The 24,458-nt window shown below is 67.6% G+C and carries 22 protein-coding genes; 9 read left to right on the top strand and 13 right to left on the bottom strand.

Going from position 1 to position 24,458, the window contains the following annotated elements:
* Positions 1–156 precede the first annotated feature (156 nt).
* The 3 genes from KVT39_RS00570 to KVT39_RS00560 all read right to left on the bottom strand — a co-directional run bounded on the left by KVT39_RS00570 (position 157) and on the right by KVT39_RS00560 (position 3,690).
* Positions 157–1,578, bottom strand: coding sequence for a sensor histidine kinase (locus KVT39_RS00570; RefSeq protein WP_217586891.1), 1,422 nt, complete (start codon positions 1,576–1,578; stop codon positions 157–159).
* Positions 1,579–1,657: 79 nt separating this feature from the next.
* Positions 1,658–2,329: a response regulator gene (locus KVT39_RS00565; protein ID WP_034179665.1), complete on the bottom strand. Its 672-nt coding sequence runs from the start codon at positions 2,327–2,329 to the stop codon at positions 1,658–1,660.
* 125 nt (positions 2,330–2,454) lie between these two features.
* Entirely contained in the window at positions 2,455–3,690 is a 1,236-nt protein-coding gene (locus tag KVT39_RS00560; RefSeq protein ID WP_217586889.1) for a multidrug effflux MFS transporter, read from the bottom strand.
* Between the two features lie 102 nt (positions 3,691–3,792).
* On the opposite strand from KVT39_RS00560, the gene KVT39_RS00555 reads away from it, so the two are divergent.
* The 5 genes from KVT39_RS00555 (at position 3,793) to KVT39_RS00535 (ending at position 10,787) form a co-directional block, all read left to right on the top strand.
* On the top strand, positions 3,793–5,280 hold the full coding sequence (locus tag KVT39_RS00555; protein WP_217586887.1) for a PLP-dependent aminotransferase family protein: 1,488 nt from the start codon (positions 3,793–3,795) through the stop codon (positions 5,278–5,280).
* A 208-nt stretch (positions 5,281–5,488) separates the two neighbouring features.
* Complete coding sequence (locus KVT39_RS00550) at positions 5,489–6,589, top strand: ABC transporter substrate-binding protein (RefSeq protein WP_034179668.1); 1,101 nt, start codon at positions 5,489–5,491, stop codon at positions 6,587–6,589.
* A gap of 100 nt (positions 6,590–6,689) precedes the next feature.
* Positions 6,690–8,462, top strand: coding sequence for an iron ABC transporter permease (locus KVT39_RS00545; protein WP_034179669.1), 1,773 nt, complete (start codon positions 6,690–6,692; stop codon positions 8,460–8,462).
* Positions 8,455–9,522: an ABC transporter ATP-binding protein gene (locus tag KVT39_RS00540; protein WP_105389920.1), complete on the top strand. Its 1,068-nt coding sequence runs from the start codon at positions 8,455–8,457 to the stop codon at positions 9,520–9,522. Before KVT39_RS00545 ends, KVT39_RS00540 begins: the two co-directional genes overlap by 8 nt.
* 173 nt (positions 9,523–9,695) lie before the next feature.
* Positions 9,696–10,787, top strand: coding sequence for a porin (locus tag KVT39_RS00535; RefSeq protein WP_105389919.1), 1,092 nt, complete (start codon positions 9,696–9,698; stop codon positions 10,785–10,787).
* A gap of 148 nt (positions 10,788–10,935) precedes the next feature.
* Here KVT39_RS00535 and KVT39_RS00530 read toward each other — a convergent pair whose 3' ends face one another.
* On the bottom strand, positions 10,936–11,898 hold the full coding sequence (locus tag KVT39_RS00530; RefSeq protein ID WP_217586885.1) for a zinc-binding alcohol dehydrogenase family protein: 963 nt from the start codon (positions 11,896–11,898) through the stop codon (positions 10,936–10,938).
* Positions 11,899–11,944: 46 nt separating this feature from the next.
* Positions 11,945–12,196: a hypothetical protein gene (locus tag KVT39_RS00525; RefSeq protein WP_217586883.1), complete on the bottom strand. Its 252-nt coding sequence runs from the start codon at positions 12,194–12,196 to the stop codon at positions 11,945–11,947.
* A 95-nt stretch (positions 12,197–12,291) separates the two neighbouring features.
* Between KVT39_RS00525 and KVT39_RS00520 the strand changes: the two genes are divergently transcribed.
* Positions 12,292–13,101 (top strand): helix-turn-helix domain-containing protein, encoded by an 810-nt coding sequence (locus KVT39_RS00520; RefSeq protein WP_034179674.1) that lies wholly within the window; start codon positions 12,292–12,294, stop codon positions 13,099–13,101.
* A gap of 246 nt (positions 13,102–13,347) precedes the next feature.
* Here the strand turns inward: KVT39_RS00520 and hpaI are convergent, their stop codons facing one another.
* Genes hpaI through KVT39_RS00485 form a run of 7 tightly spaced genes read right to left on the bottom strand, consistent with a single transcriptional unit; the run spans position 13,348 to position 19,258 of the window.
* The gene (gene hpaI / locus KVT39_RS00515; protein WP_217586881.1) at positions 13,348–14,154 is read right to left on the bottom strand and encodes a 4-hydroxy-2-oxoheptanedioate aldolase; all 807 of its coding nucleotides are present in this window, start codon (positions 14,152–14,154) and stop codon (positions 13,348–13,350) included.
* 11 nt (positions 14,155–14,165) lie between these two features.
* Complete coding sequence (hpaH, locus tag KVT39_RS00510) at positions 14,166–14,969, bottom strand: 2-oxo-hept-4-ene-1,7-dioate hydratase (protein ID WP_034179676.1); 804 nt, start codon at positions 14,967–14,969, stop codon at positions 14,166–14,168.
* 19 nt (positions 14,970–14,988) lie between these two features.
* Positions 14,989–15,381 carry a 5-carboxymethyl-2-hydroxymuconate Delta-isomerase gene (locus KVT39_RS00505; RefSeq protein WP_034179677.1) on the bottom strand — a complete coding sequence of 131 codons (393 nt, stop codon included), beginning with the start codon at positions 15,379–15,381 and terminating at the stop codon, positions 14,989–14,991.
* 41 nt (positions 15,382–15,422) lie between these two features.
* Positions 15,423–16,271 carry a 3,4-dihydroxyphenylacetate 2,3-dioxygenase gene (hpaD, locus tag KVT39_RS00500; protein WP_217586879.1) on the bottom strand — a complete coding sequence of 283 codons (849 nt, stop codon included), beginning with the start codon at positions 16,269–16,271 and terminating at the stop codon, positions 15,423–15,425.
* A 50-nt stretch (positions 16,272–16,321) separates the two neighbouring features.
* Positions 16,322–17,785: a 5-carboxymethyl-2-hydroxymuconate semialdehyde dehydrogenase gene (hpaE, locus tag KVT39_RS00495; protein ID WP_217586877.1), complete on the bottom strand. Its 1,464-nt coding sequence runs from the start codon at positions 17,783–17,785 to the stop codon at positions 16,322–16,324.
* A 22-nt stretch (positions 17,786–17,807) separates the two neighbouring features.
* Positions 17,808–18,572 (bottom strand): fumarylacetoacetate hydrolase family protein, encoded by a 765-nt coding sequence (locus tag KVT39_RS00490; RefSeq protein WP_217586875.1) that lies wholly within the window; start codon positions 18,570–18,572, stop codon positions 17,808–17,810.
* Positions 18,569–19,258 carry a fumarylacetoacetate hydrolase family protein gene (locus KVT39_RS00485; protein WP_217586873.1) on the bottom strand — a complete coding sequence of 230 codons (690 nt, stop codon included), beginning with the start codon at positions 19,256–19,258 and terminating at the stop codon, positions 18,569–18,571. Before KVT39_RS00485 ends, KVT39_RS00490 begins: the two co-directional genes overlap by 4 nt.
* 152 nt (positions 19,259–19,410) lie before the next feature.
* On the opposite strand from KVT39_RS00485, the gene hpaR reads away from it, so the two are divergent.
* Positions 19,411–19,851, top strand: a complete 441-nt coding sequence (gene hpaR, locus KVT39_RS00480) for a homoprotocatechuate degradation operon regulator HpaR (protein ID WP_034179682.1) — start codon at positions 19,411–19,413, stop codon at positions 19,849–19,851.
* Positions 19,852–19,906: 55 nt separating this feature from the next.
* Here hpaR and KVT39_RS00475 read toward each other — a convergent pair whose 3' ends face one another.
* Positions 19,907–21,121, bottom strand: a complete 1,215-nt coding sequence (locus tag KVT39_RS00475; RefSeq protein ID WP_034179683.1) for an SDR family oxidoreductase — start codon at positions 21,119–21,121, stop codon at positions 19,907–19,909.
* Between the two features lie 648 nt (positions 21,122–21,769).
* Between KVT39_RS00475 and KVT39_RS00470 the strand changes: the two genes are divergently transcribed.
* The gene (locus KVT39_RS00470) at positions 21,770–22,114 is read left to right on the top strand and encodes a DUF3564 family protein (RefSeq protein ID WP_034179684.1); all 345 of its coding nucleotides are present in this window, start codon (positions 21,770–21,772) and stop codon (positions 22,112–22,114) included.
* Between the two features lie 413 nt (positions 22,115–22,527).
* Positions 22,528–24,423: a penicillin-binding protein 2 gene (locus KVT39_RS00465; protein ID WP_217586865.1), complete on the top strand. Its 1,896-nt coding sequence runs from the start codon at positions 22,528–22,530 to the stop codon at positions 24,421–24,423.
* The last annotated feature ends 35 nt before the right edge of the window (positions 24,424–24,458 follow it).

Below are 24,458 nucleotides of genomic sequence, written 5' to 3'. Positions count from 1 at the left end.
AAGGATGCGGTAGTGGAATTCACGGAAATATCGTGACGGTCATCGGGCCTCGGCGCGCATAGCGCCGGCACGCTTGCCTGCATGTCGGCTTCGGCTTCGGCTTCGGCTTCGCAGCCTACCTTGCCGCGGGGTCTCCGGCCTGTCTCAGGCACGTCGTCACGCCGCGCCCGGCCCCTCCTCGTTCGCCGCCGGCAGCCGGATCGTCACGACCAGCCCGCCGCCCGCCGCATCGGCAAGCATCACGCTGCCCTGGTGCACGCGTGCGATCTCCCGCACGATCGACAGCCCGAGCCCCGTCCCTTCGACCGTCTGCGTCTTGCTGCCGCGATGGAAGCGCTCGAACACCGCGTCACGCTCGTCCGCCGGAATGCCCGGCCCGTTGTCGATCACGTCGAGCTGCGCATGCTCGCCGTCGCGCGACACGCGCACCGTGATCACCGCGCGGTCGCCCGCATAGCGGATCGCGTTGTCGATCAGGTTGCCGATCATCTCGCCGAGCAGGTCGGACTGCCCGTGCACGCTGACGTCGGCCTCGTGCTCGAAGCCGAGATCGATGTCGCGCGAGCGTGCGACGGGCGACCAGTCGAGCGTCACGCTGCGCGCGAGCCGGTGCAGCGCGACCGGCTTGTGCGCGACCGCGTGGCCGCTGTCCGAATCGAGCCGCGACAGCGACAGCAGTTGCTGGACGATCTTCGCGGCCTGCCGCACCGCGCCGTTCGCGCGCCGCAGGTGTACGTCCGCGCGCGGCTGCTCGTCAGGCCGCAGCGCGAGCTCGACGCCGGCCTGCACGGCCGCGAGCGGTGTCTTCAGTTGATGGGCCGCATCGGCGAAGAAGCGGCGCCGCGCGACCTGCATCCGCTGCGTGCGGCCGATGTACTGGTTGATCGAATCGACGAGCGGCGCAAGCTCGCTCGGCATCGCGCCGGTGTCGAGCGGTGTCGGGTCGTCCTCGCTGCGCGCGGCGACCGTCGCCGACAGCCGGTTCAGCGGCCGCAGCCCGCGCCCGACGCCGAGCCACACGATCCCGAGCGCGAGCACGACGAGCAGCCCTTCCTGCAGCAGCGAACCCACCAGGATCTCGCGGGCGAGCGCCTGGCGCGCCTCGATCGTCTCGCCGACCATCACCCACACGATGCGCGACTGCGCGGTCGGCACGTCGTGCACCGGTATGCGCAGCGCGGCCATCCGCAACTGCTCGCCGCGATAGACGACGTCGTAGTAGCGCGTGACGAACAGCGCGCCGTCGCCCGCGTCGCGCCCCTGCGGCGGCGGCAGGTCCGGGTAGCCGGTGATCGTGCGACCGTTGTCCTCGCGGATCAGGTAGTAGATCTTGCCGCCGTCGCTCGATTCGAGCATTTCGAGCGCGAGATACGGCAGGTCGACCTCGATCTCGCCGTCGTTGAGCCGCACGCCTTCGCGGATCGACTTCAGCGACGACGACAGCGTGCGGTCGAACGCGACGTGCGCGGCGCTCATCGCGCGCTGGTACGTGAGCCACGAGTCGAGCGCGAGCAGGCCGAGCAGCGGCAGCAGCAGCCACAACGCGACCTGCGTGCGCAGGTTCGGGCGGGTCACCATGGTTCCCGCCGGGCCGCCCCAAGGAAGCCATGCGCCCCCTTGGAGGGCAGCGAACACCAGTGAGCGTGGGGGTCGTAACTCATACTTCCTTCGCTTCGAGCAGATACCCGAGCCCGCGCAGCGTGACGATCGCGACGCCCGTGTTCTCGAGCTTCTTCCGCAGCCGGTACACGTAGATCTCGATCGCGTCGGCGTTGACCGACTCGTCGAGCCCGAAGATCTTCTCCGACAGCGTTTCCTTGTTGATCGCACGGCCGTTGCGCAGGATCAGCACCTCGAGCACCGAGCGCTCGCGCGGCGTGAGCGACAGCGGCTCGCCCGCAAGGTGGAAGCTGCGGTCGATACTGTCGTACGAAAGCGGCCCGCATTCGACACGCGAATGCTCGTGGCCGAGGCTGCGCCGGATCAGCGCGCGGGCGCGCGCCTCCAGTTCGGTCAGCTCGAACGGCTTCGCGAGATAGTCGTCGGCGCCGAGATCGAGCCCCTTCACGCGGTCCTCGACCGACCCGTGCGCGGTGAGGATCAGCACCGGCACCGGATTGCGGCGCGCGCGCAGCCGCCGCAGCACCTCCAGCCCGTCGAGCTTCGGCAGCCCGAGATCGAGGATCACCAGCGCGTAATCCTGCGTGCGCAGCACGTGGTCCGCCGCCTCCCCGTCCGCCATGTGATCGACCGCGAAGCGCGCGGCGCTCAGCGCGTCGTTCAGCGACTGGGCCAGGTTCGGATTGTCTTCGACGAGCAGCACACGCATGGGGATTCCGGTAAGGTCAGCGACAGGCCGCTACATTACATGATCCTTTCCATGTCGACGCCTCGCGGAAACACCGGTTGCGCCGCCCCGGCGAACCCGCAGCGCCCGGGATGGACGACCGCCGCTCATCGCTCGGCAGCGGGACGGCTCCCCGTCGCGAAACGCGAACCGCCGATTACGTTCCGCTCGCGAAGACCGACGACCACCGCCAGGAACGCGACGCTCGCGCCGACCGTGACGGCAATCATCGGGCGGGCCGTACCATCCGACAGCCACGCCAGTACGCCGCCGCACGCGGCCGTGATCGCCATCTGGATAAAGAAGAAGAGTCCGGACGCCGTGCCGGCGATCTTCGTGTACGGCTGCATCACCGCGAACTGGCAGGCCGGAATCGCGATCCCGACGGCGATCATCACGACGAACATCGGCACGACGAGGGCCGCCAGTGCCGTGGGGGCGATCGCACCGCAGCCCCCCAGCGCGATGGCGCCGACCAGATTGATGCCGGCCGCCGCCGCGATGACCGAATCGGCTTTCCAGCGGCTGCTGGTCCGCGCGAACACGCTCGAACCGATCAGGTAGCCGAGCACGGTCAGGCCGAAGATCGCGGCATAGACCGGGCCGGACACGCCCATTTGCCGCTGGAACAGCGTCGACGATTCCGCGATGAACGGATAGTACGTGCAGTAGGCGAAGCTGATCGCCAGCGAGTAGCGCAGGAAGCGGCGCTCGCGCAGCAGGCCGGCATATGTCCACAGGAGCCCGCGCCCCCGCGCCGGACGCGCGTCGTTTTCACGGGTCTCGGGCAGGTAGCGCAGCACCATCGCCGTCGCGACCAGCCCGCCCGCCGCCAGCCATCCGAACACGCCGCGCCAGCCGAGCCACTCTGCGACCGCGCTGCCGGCCAGCGGCGCAAGCACCGGCGACAGCGCCATGCCGGCCGAGATGCGACCGAGCATCGTGGCCTGCATCGCGGTCGGAAAGCGCTCGCGCACGATGACGCGCCCAATCACCGTTCCGCTGCAGCCGCCCAGCGCCTGGAAGATCCGTGCGGCAATGATCGCCGGGATGCTGGTCGACAGCGCGCAGGCAACGCTCGCGATCGCGTAAAGGCACAGGCCGCCGAGGAGAACGGGACGGCGGCCGTATCGATCGGACAACGGCCCCGACACCAGCATCGACAGCGCATACCCGACCATGTACAGGGTCAGCGTGAGCTGCAATTGGGCGTCGGTGCCGTGCAGCGCGTCAGCCATCGCAGGCAGCGACGGCAGGTACGCATCGATCGTGACTCGCGGCAGGCACACGACGAGCATCAACAGGAACAGCCAGCCCCACTGGGGCAAGGAACGCGTCTTCATGCGGTGAGTCCGTCTCCGGTCGAATGGGTGTGGTCGACAGCAATCTAAGGGGAAAGTGATATAAGCTGAAGGACCATTAAATCGATCATCTACTAGACCACTATGCCGCGAGGCAAAGCCGCGATTCCGCTTGATCTGCCGTGCCCTTCCGGGCTGTCGGCCGGCAACCCGCAGTCGAAGCAGGCGTGCATTGCCGACGCGATTCGCGATGCAATCCTGAAGCGTCTGCTTCCCGGCGACAGCTCGCTGCCGTCCAGCCGCACCCTTGCCGCACGCTGGGGCATCGCAAGGGGAACTGTTGAAGCGGCGTACGACCTGCTGTGCTCCGAGGGCTACATCGCACGCACGCGCGGCTCCGGGTCGCGGGTCTGCGCGATGGTGCCCGACAGCTATCTGCGCGCGGCCGCGCAGCCGCGCGACGGCAGCCCCCGCCGCCCCGACGCGGGCCCCGCGCCGGCCGGCGCGACGGATGCGGCCGCGCCGGAACATGGCGTGCGCCCCGGCGTCCCGTTCGTCGCGCGGCTCGCCGATCCCGGCCTGATGCCGATGCAGCAATGGAAGAAGGCGCTCGGGGCAAGCCTGCTTGCCGCGACGGCGAACGACCTCGGTGCGACGCCTGCGCAAGGCGTCGAAAGCCTGCGCGCCGAAATCGCCGCGTACCTGCGGGAATACCGAGGCATCCCGTGCGACGCCGGCGACATCTTCATCACGACCGGCATCCGGCATTCGATCGACCTCGTCGCGCGAACGCTGCTTACGCCCGGCTCGACTGTGCTGATGGAAGATCCCGGCTATGCGTCGGCCTGGCAGATTTTCACGATGGCTGGTGCGACCGTGATCGACGTGCCGGTCGATCGGGAAGGGATCGACACGTCGTCGCTGGATCGCCATCCCGATGCGCGCGCGGCGTACGTGACGCCCGCCCATCAGGCGCCGCTCGGCGTCACGATGTCGGTGTCGCGCCGGCTCGAACTGCTCGACTGGGCGCAGCGCAACCGGGCATGGATCATCGAGGACGACTACGACGGTGAGTTCAGCTACCAGGCCGCTCCGCTACCGGCGCTGAAATCGCTCGACGCATGCGATCGCGTGATCTACTGCGGCTCATTCAACAAGACGCTGTTCTCGGGGCTGCGCATCGGCTTCATGGTCGTGCCGGCGGAACTGCGGCCAATGCTGTCGGCCGTGTGGCACGCGACCGCGCGCTCCGTCGGCGTGGCGCCCCAGCTCGCGCTGGCCCGCTTCATCGCGCACGGCGATTTCGCGAAGCACCTGCGCGCCAGCCGCCACGCGTATCGCCAGCGGCGCGACATCGTGCTCGACCAGTTGGCGAAGCACGCCGGCGGGCGGTACACGGTGTCCGGCGAGCGCGCCGGATTTCATTTCGTGCTGTGGCTGCCGCCCGGGGTGGACGACGCATCGTACGTCGCGCAGGCCCACGCGGCCGGCGTCGAATTGCAGACGATGCGCGGATTCTGCCGAAGCGCCGAGTGCGAAGCGGGCGTCGTCGTCGGGTATTCGGCACTGACGACCGCGCACGCGCGGCATGGCGGCCGGATCCTCGGCAAGCTGCTGGCGCAACCCGCATGACCGTCATCGCCGCGTCCCGCGGCGACTCGCTTCCCTCTCCATCGAACCACCCCGCGCGCCGCAAAAACCGCGGCCGCCGCCGTTTCGACCTCGGGAAATCCATGACACAAAGGACGCGATTGTGAACAGGAATGAAAGCAGGCTGAAAGTGCCTCGCAATTAACATCCGCGTCACTCGAACAACATCTATGGGTAACTGGAGGAAGACATGCCGTTTGCACCGAAACACCTCGCCGCCGCGCTGGCGATCGCCCTGGGCACTGCCGCCGGCAGCGCCGTCGCGCAGGTTCCGGCCGGGTATCCGGGTAACTACCAGGGCGTGATCGACGCCGCGAAGAAGGAAGGCAAGCTGATCGTCTACTCGACGACCGACACGGGCCTCGTGCGTCCGCTGATCAAGGACTTCGAAAGCGTGTACGGCGTCAAGGTCGAGTACAACGACATGAACAGCACCGAGCTGTACAACCGCTACATCAGCGAGAACGCGGCGAGCAGCACCAGCGCCGACGTGCTGTGGAGCTCGGCGATGGACCTGCAGGTCAAGCTCGTCAACGACGGCCTGATGGCGTCCTACGATTCGCCCGAAAGCCCGAACGTGCCGCAATGGGCGCAATACCAGAAGCAGGCGTACGGCACGACCTTCGAGCCGCTCGCGATCGTCTACAACAAGCGCCTGATCCCCGAGAACGAAGTGCCGACGACGCGCGCGGACCTGATCAAGCTGCTCACCACGCAGGCCGACAAGTTCAAGGGCAAGGTCACGACCTACGACATCGAGAAATCGGGCGTCGGCTTCAACTACCTGACGCAGGACGCGCACGTGAACGAGAAGGTCACGTGGGAACTCGTGAAGGCGATCGGCGCGACCGGCCCGAAGCTGCAGTCGAGCACGGGCGCGATGATGGAGCGGATCTCGTCGGGCGAGAACCTGATCGGCTACAACATCATCGGTTCGTATGCGTACGCGAAGGCGAAGAAGGACAAGTCGATCGGCTATGTGTTTCCGAAGGACTACACGCAAGTCGTGAGCCGCCTCGCGACGATCTCGAAGAAGGCGAAGAACCCGAACGCCGCGAAGCTGTGGGTCGACTACCTGCTGTCGAAGCGCGGCCAGACGCTGATCGCGAACCAGGCGAACCTGTACGCGATCCGCGCGGACGTCACGGGCGAAACGTCGGCCGCGAGCCTGTCGAAGGAGCTCGGCGATTCGCTGAAGCCGATCCAGATCGGCACCGGCCTGCTCGTCTATCTCGACCAGTCGAAGCGCCTTGCCTTCCTGAAGCAATGGCAGCAGGCGATCAAGCGCTGATCCGCTGACAGCGGGCCGCCCGCCGCACATCGCGCGGGCGGCCGCTTCCCCTTACCGACTTCCTAGAGGCGGCCATCCGGATGGCCGCAGGGGCGAACTCATGCTTTCAACCAGCACACGCGGAACGGCGCCGGCCGTTGCGCCCACCACCGGCCAGGGCGGCGCGATTCCCGCGCTGCCGGTCAACCGCCTGCAGCCGCTCGCCGGCATGCTGCGCTGGATCGTCGTCGCGGTACTGACCGTCGCGGTCGCGCTGCCGCTCGGCTTCATCCTGTTCCAGAGCCTGCTGTCCGCGCCGTTCTTCGACGCGAACAAGACGCTCGGCATCGAAGGTTTCCGCTTCATCTTCAGCGATCCCGACTTCTGGTCGGCCGTGAAGAACTCGTTCATCATCGCCGGCGGGATGCTGTTCATCTCGATCCCGCTCGGCGGCATCCTCGCGTTCCTGATGGTGCGCACCGACCTGCCCGGCCGCCGCTGGCTCGAACCGCTGCTGCTCACGCCCGTGTTCGTGTCGCCGATGGTGCTCGCGTTCGGCTATGTGGTCGCGGCCGGCCCGGTCGGCTTCTACTCGGTGTGGTTCAAGGAACTGTTCGGGGTGCAAAACGTGCCCTGGAACGTGTATTCGATCTTCGCGATCACGGTGATCGTCGGCCTCACGCACGTGCCGCACGTGTATCTGTATTCGTCGGCCGCGCTGCGCAACCTCGGCTCGGACGTCGAGGAAGCCGCGCGCGTGACGGGCGCCCGCCCGTTCCGCGTCGCGCTCGACGTGAGCCTGCCGATGACGATGCCCGCGCTGCTGTTCGCCGGCGTGCTGGTGTTCTTCCTCGGCTTCGAGGTGTTCGGGCTGCCGCTCGTGCTCGGCGATCCGGAAGGCCACCTCGTGCTCGCGACCTACCTGTACAAGCTGACCAACAAGCTCGGCGTGCCGTCGTACCACCTGATGGCCGCGGTCGCGGTGTGCATCGTCGCGATCACGTTCCCGCTCGTGCTGCTGCAGCGCCGCCTGTTGAAGACCGCGAACCGCTTCGTCACGGTGAAGGGCAAGGCGGGCCGCGCGACGGTGCTGCCGCTCGGCGTATGGCGCTGGGTCGCGCTCGCGATCGTCGCGCTGTGGCTGATGCTGACCGTGATCGTGCCGATCTCGGGCATCGTGCTGCGTGCGTTCGTGACCAACTGGGGCGAAGGCGTCGCGCTCGCCGAGGTGCTGACGCTGGCGAACTTCATCGAGCTGTTCGAGCAGGACAACCTGGTGCGCGCAATCGTCAACACGCTCGGCATCGGCGTGATCGGCGGTGCGCTCGCGGTCGGCTTCTACTCGCTCGTCGCGTTCGCCGGCCACCGCCGCCCCGACTGGGCGACCAAGCTGCTCGACTATCTGGTGCTGCTGCCGCGCGCGGTGCCGGGCCTGCTCGCCGGTCTCGCGTTCCTGTGGATCTTCCTGTTCGTCCCCGGCCTGCGCGAGCTGAAGAACTCGATGTGGAGCATCTGGATCGCGTACACGGTCGTATGGCTCGCGTACGGGATGCGGCTCATCCAGAGCGCGCTGCTGCAGGTCGGCCCCGAGCTCGAGGAAGCCGGCCGCAGCGTCGGCGCGACGCGCAGCCGCGTGTCGCTCGACGTGACGCTGCCGCTCGTGCGCTTCGGCCTGCTCGCCGCGTGGCTGCTGATCTTCATGATCTTCGAGCGCGAATACTCGACGGCCGTCTACCTGCTGTCGCCCGGCACCGAAGTGATCGGCGCGCTGCTCGTGTCGCTGTGGGCGACCGGCGCCGTCGACCAGGTCGCCGCGCTTTCTGTCATCAACATCGCGATGGTCGGCGCCGGTCTCGGCGTGGCCCTGCGCTTCGGAGTGAAACTTCATGGATAAGCTCATCGTCGACGATCTGCATCTCAGCTACGGCGCCAATCCGATCCTCAAGGGCGTGTCGTTCGAACTGAAGGCCGGCGAAGTCGTGTGCCTGCTCGGCGCATCGGGCAGCGGCAAGACCACGCTGCTGCGCGCGGTGGCCGGCCTCGAACAGCCGTCCGACGGCCGCATCCAGCTCGACGACCGCGTGTTCTTCGACGGTGCGAAGCGCGTCGACCTGCCCGTCGAGCAGCGCTCGCTCGGCCTCGTGTTCCAGTCGTACGCGCTGTGGCCGCACCGCACCGTCGCCGAGAACGTCGGCTACGGGCTGAAGCTGCGCCGCGTCGCACCCGCCGAACAGAAGCGCCGCGTGCAGACCGCGCTCGACCAGCTCGGCCTCGGCCATCTCGCGGAACGCTTTCCGCATCAGTTGTCGGGCGGCCAGCAGCAGCGCGTCGCGATCGCGCGCGCGCTCGTCTACAACCCGCCGGTGATCCTGCTCGACGAGCCGCTGTCGAACCTCGACGCGAAGCTGCGCGAGGAAGCGCGCGCGTGGCTGCGCGAGCTGATCGTGTCGCTCGGGCTGTCGGCACTGTGCGTGACGCACGACCAGACCGAGGCGATGGCAATGTCCGACCGCATCCTGCTGCTGCGCAACGGCCGCATCGAGCAGGAAGGCACGCCGGCCGAGCTGTACGGCGCGCCGCGTTCGCTGTACACGGCCGAGTTCATGGGCAGCAACAACCGGATCGACGCGCGCGTCGCCGCGATCGACGGCGAATGCGTGACGCTTGCCGGCGACGGCTGGGAAATCCGCGCGATGGCGCGCGACACGTTCGCGCCGGGCCAGGACGCGCAGGCCGTGATCCGCCTCGAGCGCGTGCAGGTCGCCGACGGCCCGGGCGCGAACCGGCTGCAGGCCGACCTCGTCACGTCGATGTATCTCGGCGACCGCTGGGAATACCTGTTCCATTGCGGCGACATGCGCCTGCGTGCGTTCGGCCACGTGCCGCGCGCGGCCGGCAAGCACTGGCTCGAATTCCCGACCAACGACTGCTGGGCGTTCGCGAAAGCGGGCTGACCCGATCGCGGCGGCCCGCGCGCCGCCGCGCCTGCGCGCCGCGCACCGCGCACCGCGCATGTCGCGCCATGCGACGACATGCAGGTCCGGCGGACGTCTTGCGGCGTCCGCCGCGGCTCGTTGCGCGCAGCACCTGTTTCACCCAACTCACAAGAACCAAGGAGACACCGTCAATGAAGTCACGCGCAGAACGTTCGATTCGCACAGTAGTCCTCACAAGCTCGGCCGCCGCGGCCTGCATCGCAGCGCCCGCCGCGCACGCGCAGTCGTCCGTCACGATGTACGGGATCATGGATGCCGGTATCGAATACACGAACCACGCGGCGCCGCAGGGCGGCAACTCGTTCAAGCTGAAGTCCGGCAACAAGAACACGTCGCGCTGGGGCCTGCGCGGCGTCGAGGATCTCGGCGGCGGGCTGAAGGCGATCTTCCGCCTCGAAAGCGGGATCGATCTCGCGAACGGCGCCTTCGACGACGGCCCCGACTCGATCTTCGCGCGCCGCGCGACGGTCGGCCTGAAAGGCAAATGGGGCGAGCTGTCGCTCGGCCGCAACTTCACCGTCACCTACGACTACATGCTGCCGTTCGACCCGATGGGTTACTCGCAGAACTACTCGTGGGCGACCTCGTCGATGGCGACGGGCGGCCGCAAGGACGGCCTGTTCACGCGCTCGTCGAATGCGGTGCGCTACGACGGCGAATTCAGCGGCTTCAAGTTCGGCGCGCTGTACGGCTTCGGCAACGTGCCGGGCAGCGTGAAGACCAGCTCGAAATATGATTTCGCGCTCGGCTACGAGACCGGCCCGTTCGCGGCGGTGGTCACGTTCGACCGGCAGAACGGCGCGGCCGACAGCGTCACGCCGGCTGATACGGTCAACTACATCCAGGGCATCCACGCTGGCCTGAGCTACGACTTCGGCAACCTGAAGACGATGGCGGGTTACCGCAATTACAAGCGCACGTTCCACACGACGGCAGCAAACCAGCTGAGCGATATGGTTTGGGTCGGCGGGTCGTATCAGTTCACGCCGGCGTTCTCGCTGATCGCGGCCGTCTATCACCAGAACATCAAGGGCGGCACCGACGCCGATCCGACGCTCGTGTCGCTGCGTGCGAACTACGCGCTGTCGAAGCGCACGGTGCTGTACGCGGCCGGCGCGTTCGCGATCGCGAAGCACGACCAGAAGGTCGGCGTGTCTCGCGATTTCGCGGGATACGGCACGACGCAGGTTGGTGTGACGGCGGGGATTCAGCAGCGGTTCTGAGCCTGATGCATCGGGTGGCGACGGGTGTGTTTCGCCCGCGACCGCCCTGCTTTCCCCGCATGCGCGGCGGCATCACGACGGATAGCCGGTTGTCGCCGCGCAGCTCGTTCATCGCGCCGAGCCAGCCCCGCTGCGGTTCGGTCGCCGTTCACTCGCCGCGCATCGTGAACACCGTGCGCACGAGACTGTCTGTATCGCCCCAGTGTTCGCCGACAGCCGACAACGGCACGGTACGCGTCTCGATCGCCAGCCGCGCAGGCCCGGCCGCGTCGAACACGCCGCGCACGGAGTCCAGCAAACGCGGCAGCGGCACGCTGCCGAGGCCGCTGCCCATCAATTCGATTGCAGTTGCGCGCAGCACCGCGCCCGGCAGCAGCACGTCCGCGCCGCCGATCGAGCCGATCTGCACGAAACGCAGCCGGCGGCCATCGGGCGCCGCCTTCGCCGCGGCAACCAGCAGCGTCTGCGCGCTGGCACCCCACAGATAGTCGAGCACGACATCCACGCCCGCGCGCAAATGCGGTTCGAGCGCACGCGCCAGATGCGCGTCGTCCTGCTGCAGCGGCACGACGGCGTCCGCGCCGGCGTTCAGCAAAGCGTCCAGCGCGGCCGCGTTGCGGCCTGTCGCGATCACCTTCGCGGCGCCGAGATGCTTCGCGACCCGCACCGCCAGCCGGCCCGACGTACCCGTTGCGCCGTTGACGAGCACCGTCTCGCCCGCGACGAGCCGCGCGCGTTCGGTCAGCGCGGCCCACGACGACATCCCGGGAATCGCGATCGCCGCGGCCGTGACGTCGTCGAGCCCGTCCGGCAGCGGCACGCACTGCGTGTCGGGCGCGATCGTGCGCTCGGCCATCGCGCCGAACGGCGCGGGGGCGCCGAAGAAATAGACGCGCTGCCCGTCGTCGCGACGGCCCACGCCGTCGACGCCGACGACGAACGGATAACGTCGATCCGACGAGTAATGCGTGCCGGACGCGCGCCCCTGCGCGATCCGGCTCAGCGCGGACGCCGCCACGTCGATCAGACTGTGGCCCGGCATCGCGCGCGGCGGTTCGAATTCCATATGGACAGGGCGCTCGCCGGCGCCCTTCACGACTGCGGCTTTCATGGTGGCTCCTTGAATCGGGGATCTCGATAGACGGTTTCGGCTGACGTCAGCGTGCGTCGAGCCACGCGCGCAGCGCCGGATCACGCACTTCCATCACGTCGAACAGGCCGAGCACGCGCAGCGCGGGCAACGCATCGATCGCGTCGGCTTCCGCGCGGGCCCGGTCAGCGGGCGTGGCGCCGGGATCGGTCAGCACGCGCGCGTTGACCAGAAACGCGCCGACGGTGCCCTTGCGGATCGTCGTTCCGCCGGCATCGATCCGGTCGGCATGGTCGGGAAGCATCTGTTCGGCTCGCATCGTGTCGTACTCCGGTTGTCATCGATGGACGCAGTGTAGGCGTGCGAAGCCGTCCGATCTCCGGTATAACAGCCATTCGATACCGCTATCCGGCCATGTCCGATCCGCTCCTGCCCGCCCGATTCATCACGTCCGACGACGGCCCGTTCGTCGTCGCCGCCGTCCTGTCGCAACGCGACCCGCGCGTGACCGCGCCGCACTCGCATGCGCGCGGCCAGCTCGTCGGTGCGCTGAGCGGGCTGCTGACGATCGGTCTCGACGACCAGGAGTGGGTCGTGCCGGCGATCCACGCGATCTGGATTCCGCCGCATTGCCGGCATTCGCTGCGCTCGTTCGGGCCGATTTCCGGCTGGTCGGCATTCGTCGCCGAAGCGCGCTGCGCGGAGTTGCCGGATACGCCGCGCGCGATCCGTGCGTCGCCGCTGCTGCGCGAAGCGGTACAGCGCGCCGCGAGCTGGGACGGGTCGGAACTGAATGACGCCCAGACGCGGATCGCCGATGTGATCCTCGATGAAATCGCTGCTTCGGAAGTCGAATCGCTGAGTCTCGCGCGGCCTCGCGACGCACGGCTCGTGCGTATCACCGACGCGCTCGCCACGAACCTCGCGGACAACCGGCGGCTGGAGGAATGGGCCGAATGGGCCGGCATCAGCGCACGAACGATGAGCCGCCGCTTCGTCGCCGAGACGGGGCTGACGTTTGCCCAGTGGCGTCAGCAGGCAAGGCTGCTGCGAGCGCTGGAGAAAATCGCCGACGGCGTGCCGGTGACGACGATCGCGCTCGATCTCGGGTACGACAACGTGAGCGCGTTCATCGACATGTTCCGGCGGGCGCTGGGGACGACGCCGGGGAAGTATTTGGAAGCGGGAACATCAGAAGTCAGGATAACTAGAAGTCAGTCGTAACCCATCCCCAAGGCTTGCGCCTGCGCACTCAATTCCGCCATCACATCCGCGATCGCTTGATCGCATTCTGCCCCGCAACACGTCAGGGCAACGGCGCGGACACGTCGACGAGCCGCCGCACCGCGATATGGGATCGCATTCAATTCAAGCGATGTCAGCCGGTCCCTTTGCGAAACCTTTTGCCAATTCCCCGATTCGTCAGGTAGTGCGTCTGCGTTGCGTGGCATATCTGTCGCCGCCCCTCGCTCAATACGTCGTGTCACCATTCTTTTCCGTCGGTCGGGATCCCCCCTTGAACTGCGCCGCCAACCGCTCCGCACTCCTCGCCAGCAGCGTCGTATCGACCCCGACCGCGACGAACAGCGCACCCGCTTCGAGATACCGCCGCGCCGCCGCTTCATCCGCACTCAGAATCCCCGGCGCCTTGCCGGCCGCCTTGATCGTCCGGATCGCGCCGTCGATCGCCGCCTGCACGTCCGGGTGCCCCGGATTGCCGAGATGCCCGAGATCGGCCGCCAGATCGGCCGGCCCGATGAACACGCCGTCGACGCCGTCGACGCACGCAATCGCGTCGATCGCATCGAGCCCCGCACGCGTCTCGACCTGCACGAGCACGGCCATCTCGTCGTTAGCGCGATGCAGGTAGTCGCCGACGCGATTCCATCGCGACGCGCGCGCCAGCGCGCTGCCGACGCCGCGAATCCCGTGCGGCGGGTAACGCGTCGCGGCAACGGCTGCGCGCGCTTCGTCGGCGCTCTGCACCATCGGCACCAGCAGCGTCTGCGCGCCGAGATCGAGCACCTGCTTGACGATCACCGGATCGTTCCACGGCACGCGCACGACCGGGTGCGACGGATACGGCGCGATCGCCTGCAGTTGCGCGAGGATCGTCGGCACCGTGTTCGGCGCATGCTCGCCGTCGATCAGCAGCCAGTCGAAACCGGCGCCCGCGACGACTTCGGCGCTGTACGGATTCGCGAGCCCGAGCCACAACCCGATCTGCGCGTCGCCGCGCGCGAGCGCGGCCTTGAAGACATTCGAAGGAATCTGCATCGCTCACTCACTCACTCGAAGTAGCACTGGATCGTCCCGAGCGGGCCGTAGTCGACGCTGAACGTGTCGCCCGGCCGCGCCGCGCACGGCCGCGTGAACGAGCCGCCGAGCACGATCTGCCCGGGTTCCAGCGCGACGTCGAAACGCGACAGACGATTCGCGAGCCACGCGACGCCGTTCGCCGGATGGTTCAGCACGCCGGCCGCGACGCCCGTTTCCTCGACCACGCCGTTGCGCGACATGATCGCCGCGACCCAGCGCAGGTCGACGTCGTGCGGCTTCACCGGCCTGCCGCCGATCACGACGCCCGCGTTCGCCGCGTTGTCTGCGATCGTGTCGAACACCTTGCGCGGCCGTTTCGTATCGGGGTCGATCGACTGGCTGCGCGCGTCGATGATCTCGAGCGCGGGCACGACGTAATCGACCGCGTCGTACACGTCGAAGATCGTGCAGTTCGGGCCCGAAAGCCGCTTGCCGAGCACGAACGCAAGTTCGACCTCGACGCGCGGCACGATGAAACGGCCGGTCGGGATCGTGCCGCCGTCCGCGAAGAACATGTCGTCGAGCAGCGCGCCGTAGTCGGGTTCGTCGATCTGCGACGTGTTCTGCATCGCCTTCGATGTGAGGCCGATCTTGTGCCCCTTCAGCGTGCGGCCTTCCGCGAGCTTGAGGGTCACCCACGCGCGCTGGATCGCGTATGCGTCGTCGATCGTGATGTCGGGATGGTCGAGCGAGATCTGGCGGATCTGCTTGCGCTCGCGCTCGGCGTCGTGCAGACGTTGCGCGAGCTGGTCGATGATGGCGGTTTCGAGCATGGTCGGATCGGGAATGGGGTCAGCCGGCTCGCTTGTAGCGGGCGTGGATGTTGTTGTGCTTGTACGAGCCGCTTTCGCTGAACTCGGTCAGCTCCATCGACAGCGCGAGATAGCGTTTCGCGTACAGCTCGGCGAAATGAGCCTTGATCGCGTCGAACAGCGCATCGCACGCGGCTTTCTTCGTGTCGTCGCTGCGGCCCGAGCCGATCTTCAGCGTCACGTGGACGAACGCGTCGTCCTCCGTGCCGTCGGCGACGCAGTAGTCCTGCAGTTCGATCGCGCGCGAGCGGATGCCGCCGGTCGGGAACACGCCGCCCTGCGCGATCAGCGTCGCGTTGATCGTGCGCAGCAGCGCGGGAATGCGCGCGTCGTCGCGGATGTTCGCGGTGTATTCGACGACGATGTGGGGCATGGCAAGTCTCCGGTCGGATGTTTGATGCGGGACCGCGGCGTTCAGGGCAGCGGGAAGATCGCGTTGATCTGCCCGGTGCCCGAACTCGCGAAATAGTCGGTGACGATCTCGACGGGTTTGTCGTAGCGGTCCCAGCCGAGCAGGCCGAGCAGCATCGCCGTGTCGTGCATGCCGCCTTCGCCGTGGCAATGCGTGTTGTACTCGGGCAGCATCGCGCAGAAGGTCTTGAAATCGCCCTGCTTCCACAGCTCGACCACGCGCAGGTCGACTTGCCGGAAGAATTCGCGGCTGATCTGGTGGATCGATTCCTCGGGGCTGCCGTTGTCGTTGAAGCGATGCGACAGCGAACCGCTCGCGAGGAACGCGACGTTCGAATCGCTTTTCTCGATCGCTTCGAGCAACGCGTCGCCGAAGCGCCGGCTTTCGTCGAGCGTGTGCCACATGCACCAGCCGGCGATCGACACGACCTTGAAGTGCTGGTCGCCGTTCATGTAGCGCATCGGCACGAGCGTGCCGTATTCGAGTTCGAGGCTGTCGATCTCGTGTGCGCGCGTCGCGACCCCGCGTGCGGTTGCCGTCTCGGCGATCAGCCGGCCGAGCGCCGGGTTGCCTGGATATGCGTACTGCATGTCGCGGATGAAATGCGGCAGCTCGTTGCTCGTGTACGTGCCGGCGAACCGCGCATTGCAGTTCACGTGATAACCCGCGTTGACGAGCCAGTGCACGTCCGACACGACGATCGTGTCGACGCCGAGCGCACGGCAGCGCTCGCCGATCAGTTGATGGCCGCGGATCGCCGCTTCGCGGCAGCCGTGATGCCTGCCGGGCATTTCCGACAGGTACATCGACGGCACGTGCGTGATTTTCGCGGCGAGGGACAGTTTGCCCATCGTTCAAGTCTCCATATCGTTCGTGCTTCCGGCGAAACGACCCGCGCCCGTTACACGCCCCAGCGCGGAATGTGATGCGAACCCATCGAGATGCACACGTTCTTGATCTCCGCGAACACTTCGAAACTGTACTCGCCGCCCTCGCGCCCGGTGCCCGACTCTTTCACGCCGCCGAACGGCTGGCGCAGGTCGCGCACGTTCTGGCTGTTCACGAACACCATCCCGGCCTCGATGCCGCGCGCGAGGCGATGCACCTTGCCGACGTCCTGCGTCCAGATGTACGACGCGAGGCCGTACGACGTGTCGTTCGCGAGCCGCAGCCCTTCTTCCTCGTCCTCGAACGGGATCAGGCACGCGACCGGCCCGAAGATCTCTTCCTGCGCGATGCGCATCCGGTTGTCGACGTCGGCGAACACGGTCGGCCGCACGAAGTTGCCGTTGCGCAGATGCTCGGGCAGGCCCGCCGGCTTGTCCGAACCGCCCGCGACCACGCGCGCGCCTTCCTGCTCGCCGATGCGGATATAGCCCGTCACCTTCTCCCAGTGCTGGCGCGTGATCATCGCGCCGAGCTGCGTGGCCGGATCGGACGGATCGCCGACCACCAGGTTGTTCGCGCGGCGCGAAAATTCCTGCACGAAGCGGTCGTAGATCGTGCGCTGCACGAAGATCCGCGAGCCCGCGGTGCAGCGTTCGCCGTTGATCGAGAAGATCGTGAACAGCGACGCATCGAGTGCACGATCGAAATCCGCGTCGTCGAAGATCAACACCGGCGACTTGCCGCCGAGCTCCATCGAATACTTCTTGAGGCCCGCGCGCTCCATGATCCGCTTGCCCGTGACCGTGCCGCCGGTAAACGACACCGCACGCACGTCCGGATGCCGCACGAGTGCGTCGCCGGCGGTCGCGCCGTAGCCCTGCACGACGTTCAGCACGCCGGGCGGAATGCCGGCTTCGAGCGCGAGCCGGCCGAGCTGGTCGGCCGTCAGCGGCGACAGCTCCGACATCTTCAGCACGGCCGTGTTGCCGAGTGCGAGGCACGGCGCCGTCTTCCAGGTGGCCGTCATGAACGGCACGTTCCACGGCGACACCAGCGCGCACACGCCGACCGGCTGGTACAGCGTGTAGTTCAGCATCTGGTCGTCGACCGGATAGGTGCGCCCGTTCATCTGCACGCACACTTCCGCGAAGAAGTTGAAGTTCTCGGATGCGCGCGGAATCAGCTGCTTGCTCGTCTGCGCGATCGGCAGGCCGGTGTCCTGCGTCTCCAGCGCCGCGAGCATCGGCACGTTCTTCTCGATCAGCTCGCCGAGCTTGCGCATCAGCTTCGCGCGCTCCTTCGCGGGCGTATTCGCCCATTTCGGAAACGCTTCCTTCGCCGCGCGCACGGCCGCGTCGACTTCGGCCTCGCCGGCCGACGCGACGTCGGTGATCACGTCGCCCGTCGCGGGATTCAGCGTCGTGAAGGTCTCGCGGCTCTCGACTTCGCGGCCGTCGATCCAGTGCTTGATGGTCATGGGTTCTCCTTGGGCGACGGGCTCAGCCGGCGCGATAGTAGTCCGCTTCGGCGACGATCGTGTTCACGAGCCGGCCGATCCCTTCGATTTCGGTCACGACCTCGTCGCCCGGCTGCGTGTCCGCCAGCCCCTCGGGCGTGCCGGTCAGGATCAGGTCGCCCGGTGAGAGCGTCATGAAGCTGCTGATGTGCTCGATCAGCGCCGGCACGTCGAAGATCATGTCGCGCGTGCTGCCGCGCTGCGTCTCCCGGCCGTTCACCGTCGTGCGCAGCATGAGGCCGCCCGCGTCGCCGATCTCGTCGCGGCTGACGAACCACGGCCCGAGCGGCGTGCAGGTGTCGCGGTTCTTCACGCGCAGGTTCGGGCGGTAGTAGTTCTCGAGATAGTCGCGGATCGCGTAGTCGTTCGCGACCGTATAGCCGGCCACATAGTCGATCGCCTGCACGCGGCTCACGTTGCGCGCGGGCCGGCCGATCACGACGGCCAGCTCGCACTCGTAGTGCATGTGGGTGGCATCCGCCGGACGCACCGTGAGCGACCGGTGGCCGATGAACGTGTTCGGCCCCTTCAGGAAGATCAGCGGCTCGCTCGGCGCGTTGAACGCGAGTTCCTTCGCGTGGTCGGCGTAGTTGAGGCCGAGCGCGAACGTCGTGCGCGGCGCGACGGGCGGCAACCATGCGACCGTCTCCTCGGCAACCACGCGCCCGGTATCGAGGCGGATCGCGCCGTCGCCGGCCGGCTCGGCCGCATGCAGTGCGCCGTTGTAGATCACGCGCGCCGTCTTCATCGTGTTTCCTCCGCAATCAGCGTGTGCCGCAGCGTGCCGATGCCGGCCGCGGCGATCTCGATCGTGCTGCCCGCGCGGGCGCGCGGTGCGCCGCCGGCGACGCCGAGCAGCAACACATCGCCCGCGTCGAACGACATGAACGCCGTCACGTCGGCGATCAGTTCGCGCACCGGGCGAATCAGCGTCGAAGTCGACGCCGATGCGGCCACCGCGCCGTCGATCCGCACGGTCAGTGCGAGCGCGTCGACATCGGCCAGTGCCGCAGCCGGCACGATCGCCGGGCCCAGCGGGCAGAAACCGTCGCGACACTTGAAGCGCACGGCCGGACGGTAGTAATCGGGATGCGGCACCGACACGTCGCTCGCGAGCGTGAAACCGTGCACGTAGTCGAGCGCCTGTGCGGCCGGCACGCGCGTGGCGCGCCGGGCGAACACGACGGCCACCGACGCGCCGATCTCCAGCGCGTCGACGCCGGCCGGCACGACGACGGCCGCGCCGTCGGCCGCATGCGTGTTGGCCGGCTTGATGTAAAGGATCGGTGCCTGCGGCGGGCGGCCGTAAGGCGGTGCGTTCACCGCATCGCCGAGCGCGTCGAGCGCTGCGCGCTCATTCAGCAGCGCACCGTAGACGGTACCGATGGCGACCGGCAACGGCGGCGCCGCGGCGGTCGTGCAAGACAGCTCCATGCGTCATTCCCCTGCCGCGCGTCGCGGCGCATCGTCAATAGTTAATATCTTAAGTAAACAATCGGGTGCTGGCAACCTCGATTACCCTGATACGCGAAATTCAGCACCTTCGGCTGTTAAGATTGATACGTCCCCGTCCACTGTCCACCCCGATGAACCGTACGCTCGACCATCGCAACCTGGCCATGCTGCTGCTCGAGGCCCGCGAAACGCTGATGGGCCTGTTCCGCCCCATTCTCAAGGAATTCGCGCTGACCGAACAGCAATGGCGGATCATCCGCGTGCTCGACGGCGAGCCGGCGCATGCGCTCGAAGCGGGACAGATCGCGCGGCGCTGCTGCATCCTGAGCCCGAGCCTCACGGGCGTGCTGGAACGGATGGAGCGCGACGGGCTGATCACGCGCACGCGCGCGCAGGAGGATCAGCGCCGGCTGCTGGTCAGCCTGACGCCGCAAAGCAGGAAACTCGTCACGGAAATCGGTCCGCGCATCGACGAGCAATACCGGCAGCTCGAGTCGCGCTTCGGCCAGGACGGCCTAGAAGACATCTACCGCGCGCTCGACCGGCTCATCGAACTCGGCGGCAACGCGTGATGATGGCGCCCGCTCCCGCCAGCCGCGGGAACGGGCGCCGGTGCAGCGCCGGCGGTCAGTGCATCGCGCCGCGCATCAGCTCGGTCACGGCGACGCCGCGCGACGTGCGCATGCATTCCTCGACGTAATCGATGAACGGCAACGGCTCGAAATCGATTTCGTCGCGCACGCGGCTGTTGTCGAACACGCGATCGACCGTCGCGAATTCCGCGCAGCGCTGCAGCGCCCGGCCGATCACGCGCTCGAGTGCCGGATCGGGCCGCCCGAGCACGTCGCGCACCACCAGCGGCAGCTCGGCCGGCGCGCACGCCGCGTAGCGCGGCGCACCCGTCATCCCCGCCGCCTCGTCCATCGCGCGCACGATCTGCGCGACCTGCGGCGCCTCGTCGCCGGCCGACACGTGATAGAGATCGTGCGCGAGCGTCGGCTTGACGGCCAGCAGCATCGTCGCGCGCGCCACGTCGTCCACCGACACGATGTCGATGCGCGTCATCGGCCGCGCGGTGAAGCGGCGCGCGGCATGCGCAAGCCGGAACATCCAGAACGAATTCGGCGCGGGCCGCGTGCCGAGCACCGTGTGGCCGACGACGTGCGACGGCCGCACGACGACAAGCGGCAGCCCGAGCGCGCGCAGGCGCTGCTCCGTTTCCGCCTTCGCATGCAGGTAGTCCGCCGCGAGCACCGCGCCCGGCAGGCCTTCGCCGTGTTGCGCGACATCGTTCGCCGCGTCGTCCGCCGCGACTTCTTCGTGCACGATGCCGCCGCGCCCCGCATGCGCATAGGCCGTACCGACGTATACGAAGCGCTGCAGACGCGGCGCACGTGCGAAGCGTTCGGCGAAGCGCACCGAATCGGCGATGTCCGCCTGCAGGTGCGCGCCGTCGGCCGGCGACGCATGGCCGGCGCAGTGGATCACGTGCGTCGCGCCGGCGAGGCGCGGCGCGTCGGCGCCCTGCCATACGTCGCCGAGCGCGCCGACGATCACGTTCGCGTCGGTCAGGCGCGACGCCCAGTACGGCGTCAGTCCCGCGCGCAGCGCCGCTTCGCGCAGCCGCGCGACGGCGTGGCCGCGGTCCTGCGCGCGCACGACGCACACGATGCGTTCGAGCAGCCCTGCATTGACGAGCGCCGTCAGCACGGTACTGCCGATGAAGCCGGTCGCGCCGGTCAGCACCAGCCGCCCGACGTTCGCCGCCGCGACCGGTGCGCTGGCCGGCGACACGAGGCTCGTCCGCCAGTTCAGCGACAACGCGGTTTTCCAGATCAGCACGATAGTCTCCTTCGAAGAGTCGACCGGGCGGCGCAGCGCCCGCGGTTGCGGGCTGCGCACGGCTCACCGGCCGGGCCGGGGCTGACGCGCGCCCCGGCAGTCCCGATCTGGCATACGGCCCGCGATCGCGTCGATCGCACCTCTGGCACGAGGCGGCGGCAGCCGCCGAGGACGGGCGTCCGCGGCACAGGATCGGGAAGTTCCCAGTGTGGGGCCCGATCGCGTGCAAGTCTGTCCCGAAAGTTTCGTGAAAGTGTGCCGATTTGTGCGCGATTGTCGGAGTGTGTCGTTCCGGCCGCGCCGTCAAAACGCTGAAACATCGGGTCGGACCGCATCCCGGCAGTGCCGGATTGCGTCGATCGGCCCGGTTCCGGCGGCGGCCCGAGCGCGACAGATCGACGCGCCCCCGGCCATGTCATCCCATGTCTCGAACGTCGCCGATGCTTGCGTCGACACCGCAAGCGCTGATGCCACGTGCGTTTGCGCGCGCCGCCGAAATGTCCGCGGATCGTCAGACGTCGTTTCATCTGAAACCGCAATGGACTCAGTATCGATTTATTGCGGATTATCGCTTGCGTTTCACACCAGTCTATCTAGACTGTTCAAGTCCAAACGGTCAAATTCGTCCTTTTTTCAGGAGACGATCCAATGCGCCTCACCATTCGAATTAATGGCAGCGAATCGGCAACCCGGCAATCCTTCGCGGTACTGTGGGTGGATACCGACGAGGGACTGTGGTCGCGTGAGGCACATCAGGGCATCGATCTTCCGACTTGGGGCAAGGTCCGCGACGTCGAGGGCGCAATGGCGCTCTGCGCGGCCGACGGCGGGAAAGCCGTATGCCAGTTGAAGGGGCTGTCGTTCGGTGCGACGCAGCGCGAACAGGGCCCCGCCGTGCTTGCAGGCAATCACGCGGGCGCGTGGCGGCTGCAGGCCGTCGATCGCTGCACGACCCAGCCGGAATACCGGGAATTCATTTCCGTCGACCGATAGAAAATTTTTTACATATATCGTCTACGGTTTTCGGGTTTATTCCAGTTTCAGAGATAGTCATTTCGATATTCAGAATTAACGGCGCCTCATTCTGGGGCGCTTTTTATTTTCCGCCATTAAAGAAATAACCGAGGGACGGGCAATTGATCGCATCCCGGCGACGGCTGCGATCAACCGGTAGCGGATGCCGCACGCCCGGATCGATATGCTGCCGATCGCCCGTCGCCCAGCGTCGCTGAAAAATCCGCTCGCGCCCCTCCTTTCCAGCCCCCTTTTCAGCGCTTTGCCGGTCGGCCGCAGCCGCCTTTTCACGGGGCCGGAACATACTTTCCCCACACGGCGTTTACTCATTTATTACAATCGCATTATTCAGACTGACCAGCCGCCGTCCGGCGGCCCGACCCGGCCATTGCATGAGCGTGAAAAAGAAGACCCACCCCGCCGATCCGTACTCGGCCGCGACGAAGAATCCGATGCTCGCGTCGCGCCTGCCGATGTGGCGCTCGAAACTGGTCGTGATCGTCGTGTTCCTCGCGTTCGCCGCGCTGCTCGCGCGCGCCTTCTGGGTGCAGGTCGCGAACCAGGATTTCTACGTCGGCCAGGGCCAGAAGCGCTACCAGCGCACGATCGAGCTCGACGCGATGCGCGGGCGCATCGTCGACCGCAACGGCGCGATGCTCGCGGTCAGCCTGTCGACCTATGAAATCTGGGCGAACCCGAAACAGGTCGCCGATACCGACTATCCGCAGATCGCGAAGCTGCTCGACCTGCCGCTCGTCGAGGTGAAACGGCGCCTCGGCAACGACAAGACGTTCGTGCTGCTCAAGCGGCAGGTCGACGCGGACACCGCGGGCCGGCTCGACAAGCTCGCGATCGACGGCATCACGCAGATCGCCGATTCGAAGCGCTTCTACCCGGAAGGCGAATCGGCCGCGCACGTGGTCGGTTTCACGAACGTCGAAGACAAGGGCCAGGAAGGCGTCGAACTCGCGGCGAACGCGCGCCTGTCGGGCACGTCCGGGCAGCGCGAGGTGATCCGCGACCGGCTCGGCCGCATCGTGTCGGACACGCGCCCGCTCGTTCCCGCGCAGCACGGCGCGACGATCGAGCTGACGATCGACCGCCGGATCCAGCAGCTCGCGTTCAGCCAGCTCAAGGCGGCCGTGATCGAGAACAACGCGATCGCCGGCAGCGTCGTCGTGCTCGATGCGCAGAACGGCGAGATCCTCGCGCTCGCGAACTACCCGACCTTCGACCCGAACGACCGCGCGCGCCTCACGGGCCAGCAGTTGCGCAACCGCGCGGTGATCGACACGTTCGAACCCGGCTCGACGATCAAGCCGCTCGTCGTCGCGCTGTCGATCGACGAGCGCAAGGTCACGCCGAACACGATCATCAACACGTCGCCGGGCACCTACAAGATCGGCCCGGCCGTGATCCACGACACGTCGAACCACGGGTCGCTGACGGTGTCGCAGGCACTGCAGAAGTCGAGCAACGTCGCGCTCGCGAAGCTCGCGCTGAACCTGCCCGCCGAAACGATCTGGAACAAGTACCAGGAATACGGGATCGGCCGCGCGCCGGAACTGACGTTCCCGGGCGTCGCATCGGGCCGGCTGCGCGGCTACAAGCGCTGGCGGCCGATCGAGCAGGCGACGATGGCGTACGGCTACGGGCTGTCGATGTCGCTGCTGCAGATCGCGCAGACGTATACGGCCTATGCGGGCGACGGCACGCTGCACCCGGTGTCGCTGCTGAAGAACGGCACCGACCAGCAGACGATCGACGCGCATCGCGGCCACCGCGTGACGTCGCCGCAAACGGCCGCGTCGATCCGCTCGATGCTCGAGATGGCGGTCGGCGAAGGCGGCACGGGGCGCCGCGCGCGCGTCGACGGCTACCGGATCGGCGGCAAGACGGGTACCGCGCGCAAGCAGGTCGGCGCGACCTATGCGAAGGGCAAGTACCGCGCGCTGTTCGCGGGGATGGCGCCGATGAGCAACCCGCGCCTGATCGTCGCGGTGATGATCGACGAGCCGCGCGGCAAGGGCTACTACGGCGGCACGGTGGCCGGCCCGGTGTTCGCGTCGGTCACGAGCGGCTCGCTGCAGCTGCTCGGCGTGCCGCCCGATGCGCCGGTCGAACCGGAGAAGCCGCAGCCGGCCAAGGCGGTTGCACCGCAGAAGACGGTCGAGGCGCCGAAGGCGGCGGCTCAACCGAAAACGGCTGCCGCGCAGAAAGCCGCCGCACCGTTGAAGACAGCCGCACAGCCCGGCACGACCGTGCCGACGAAGGCGGCGGCAAGCTGAAGCCGCTAGGCGGGCGATGCGGCATGCCGCACCGC

It is taken from the genome of Burkholderia sp. GbtcB21, assembly GCF_019091065.1.
In the GTDB taxonomy this organism is placed as follows: domain Bacteria; phylum Pseudomonadota; class Gammaproteobacteria; order Burkholderiales; family Burkholderiaceae; genus Burkholderia; species Burkholderia pyrrocinia_C.
This window is presented reverse-complemented; position numbering and strand designations above follow the sequence as displayed.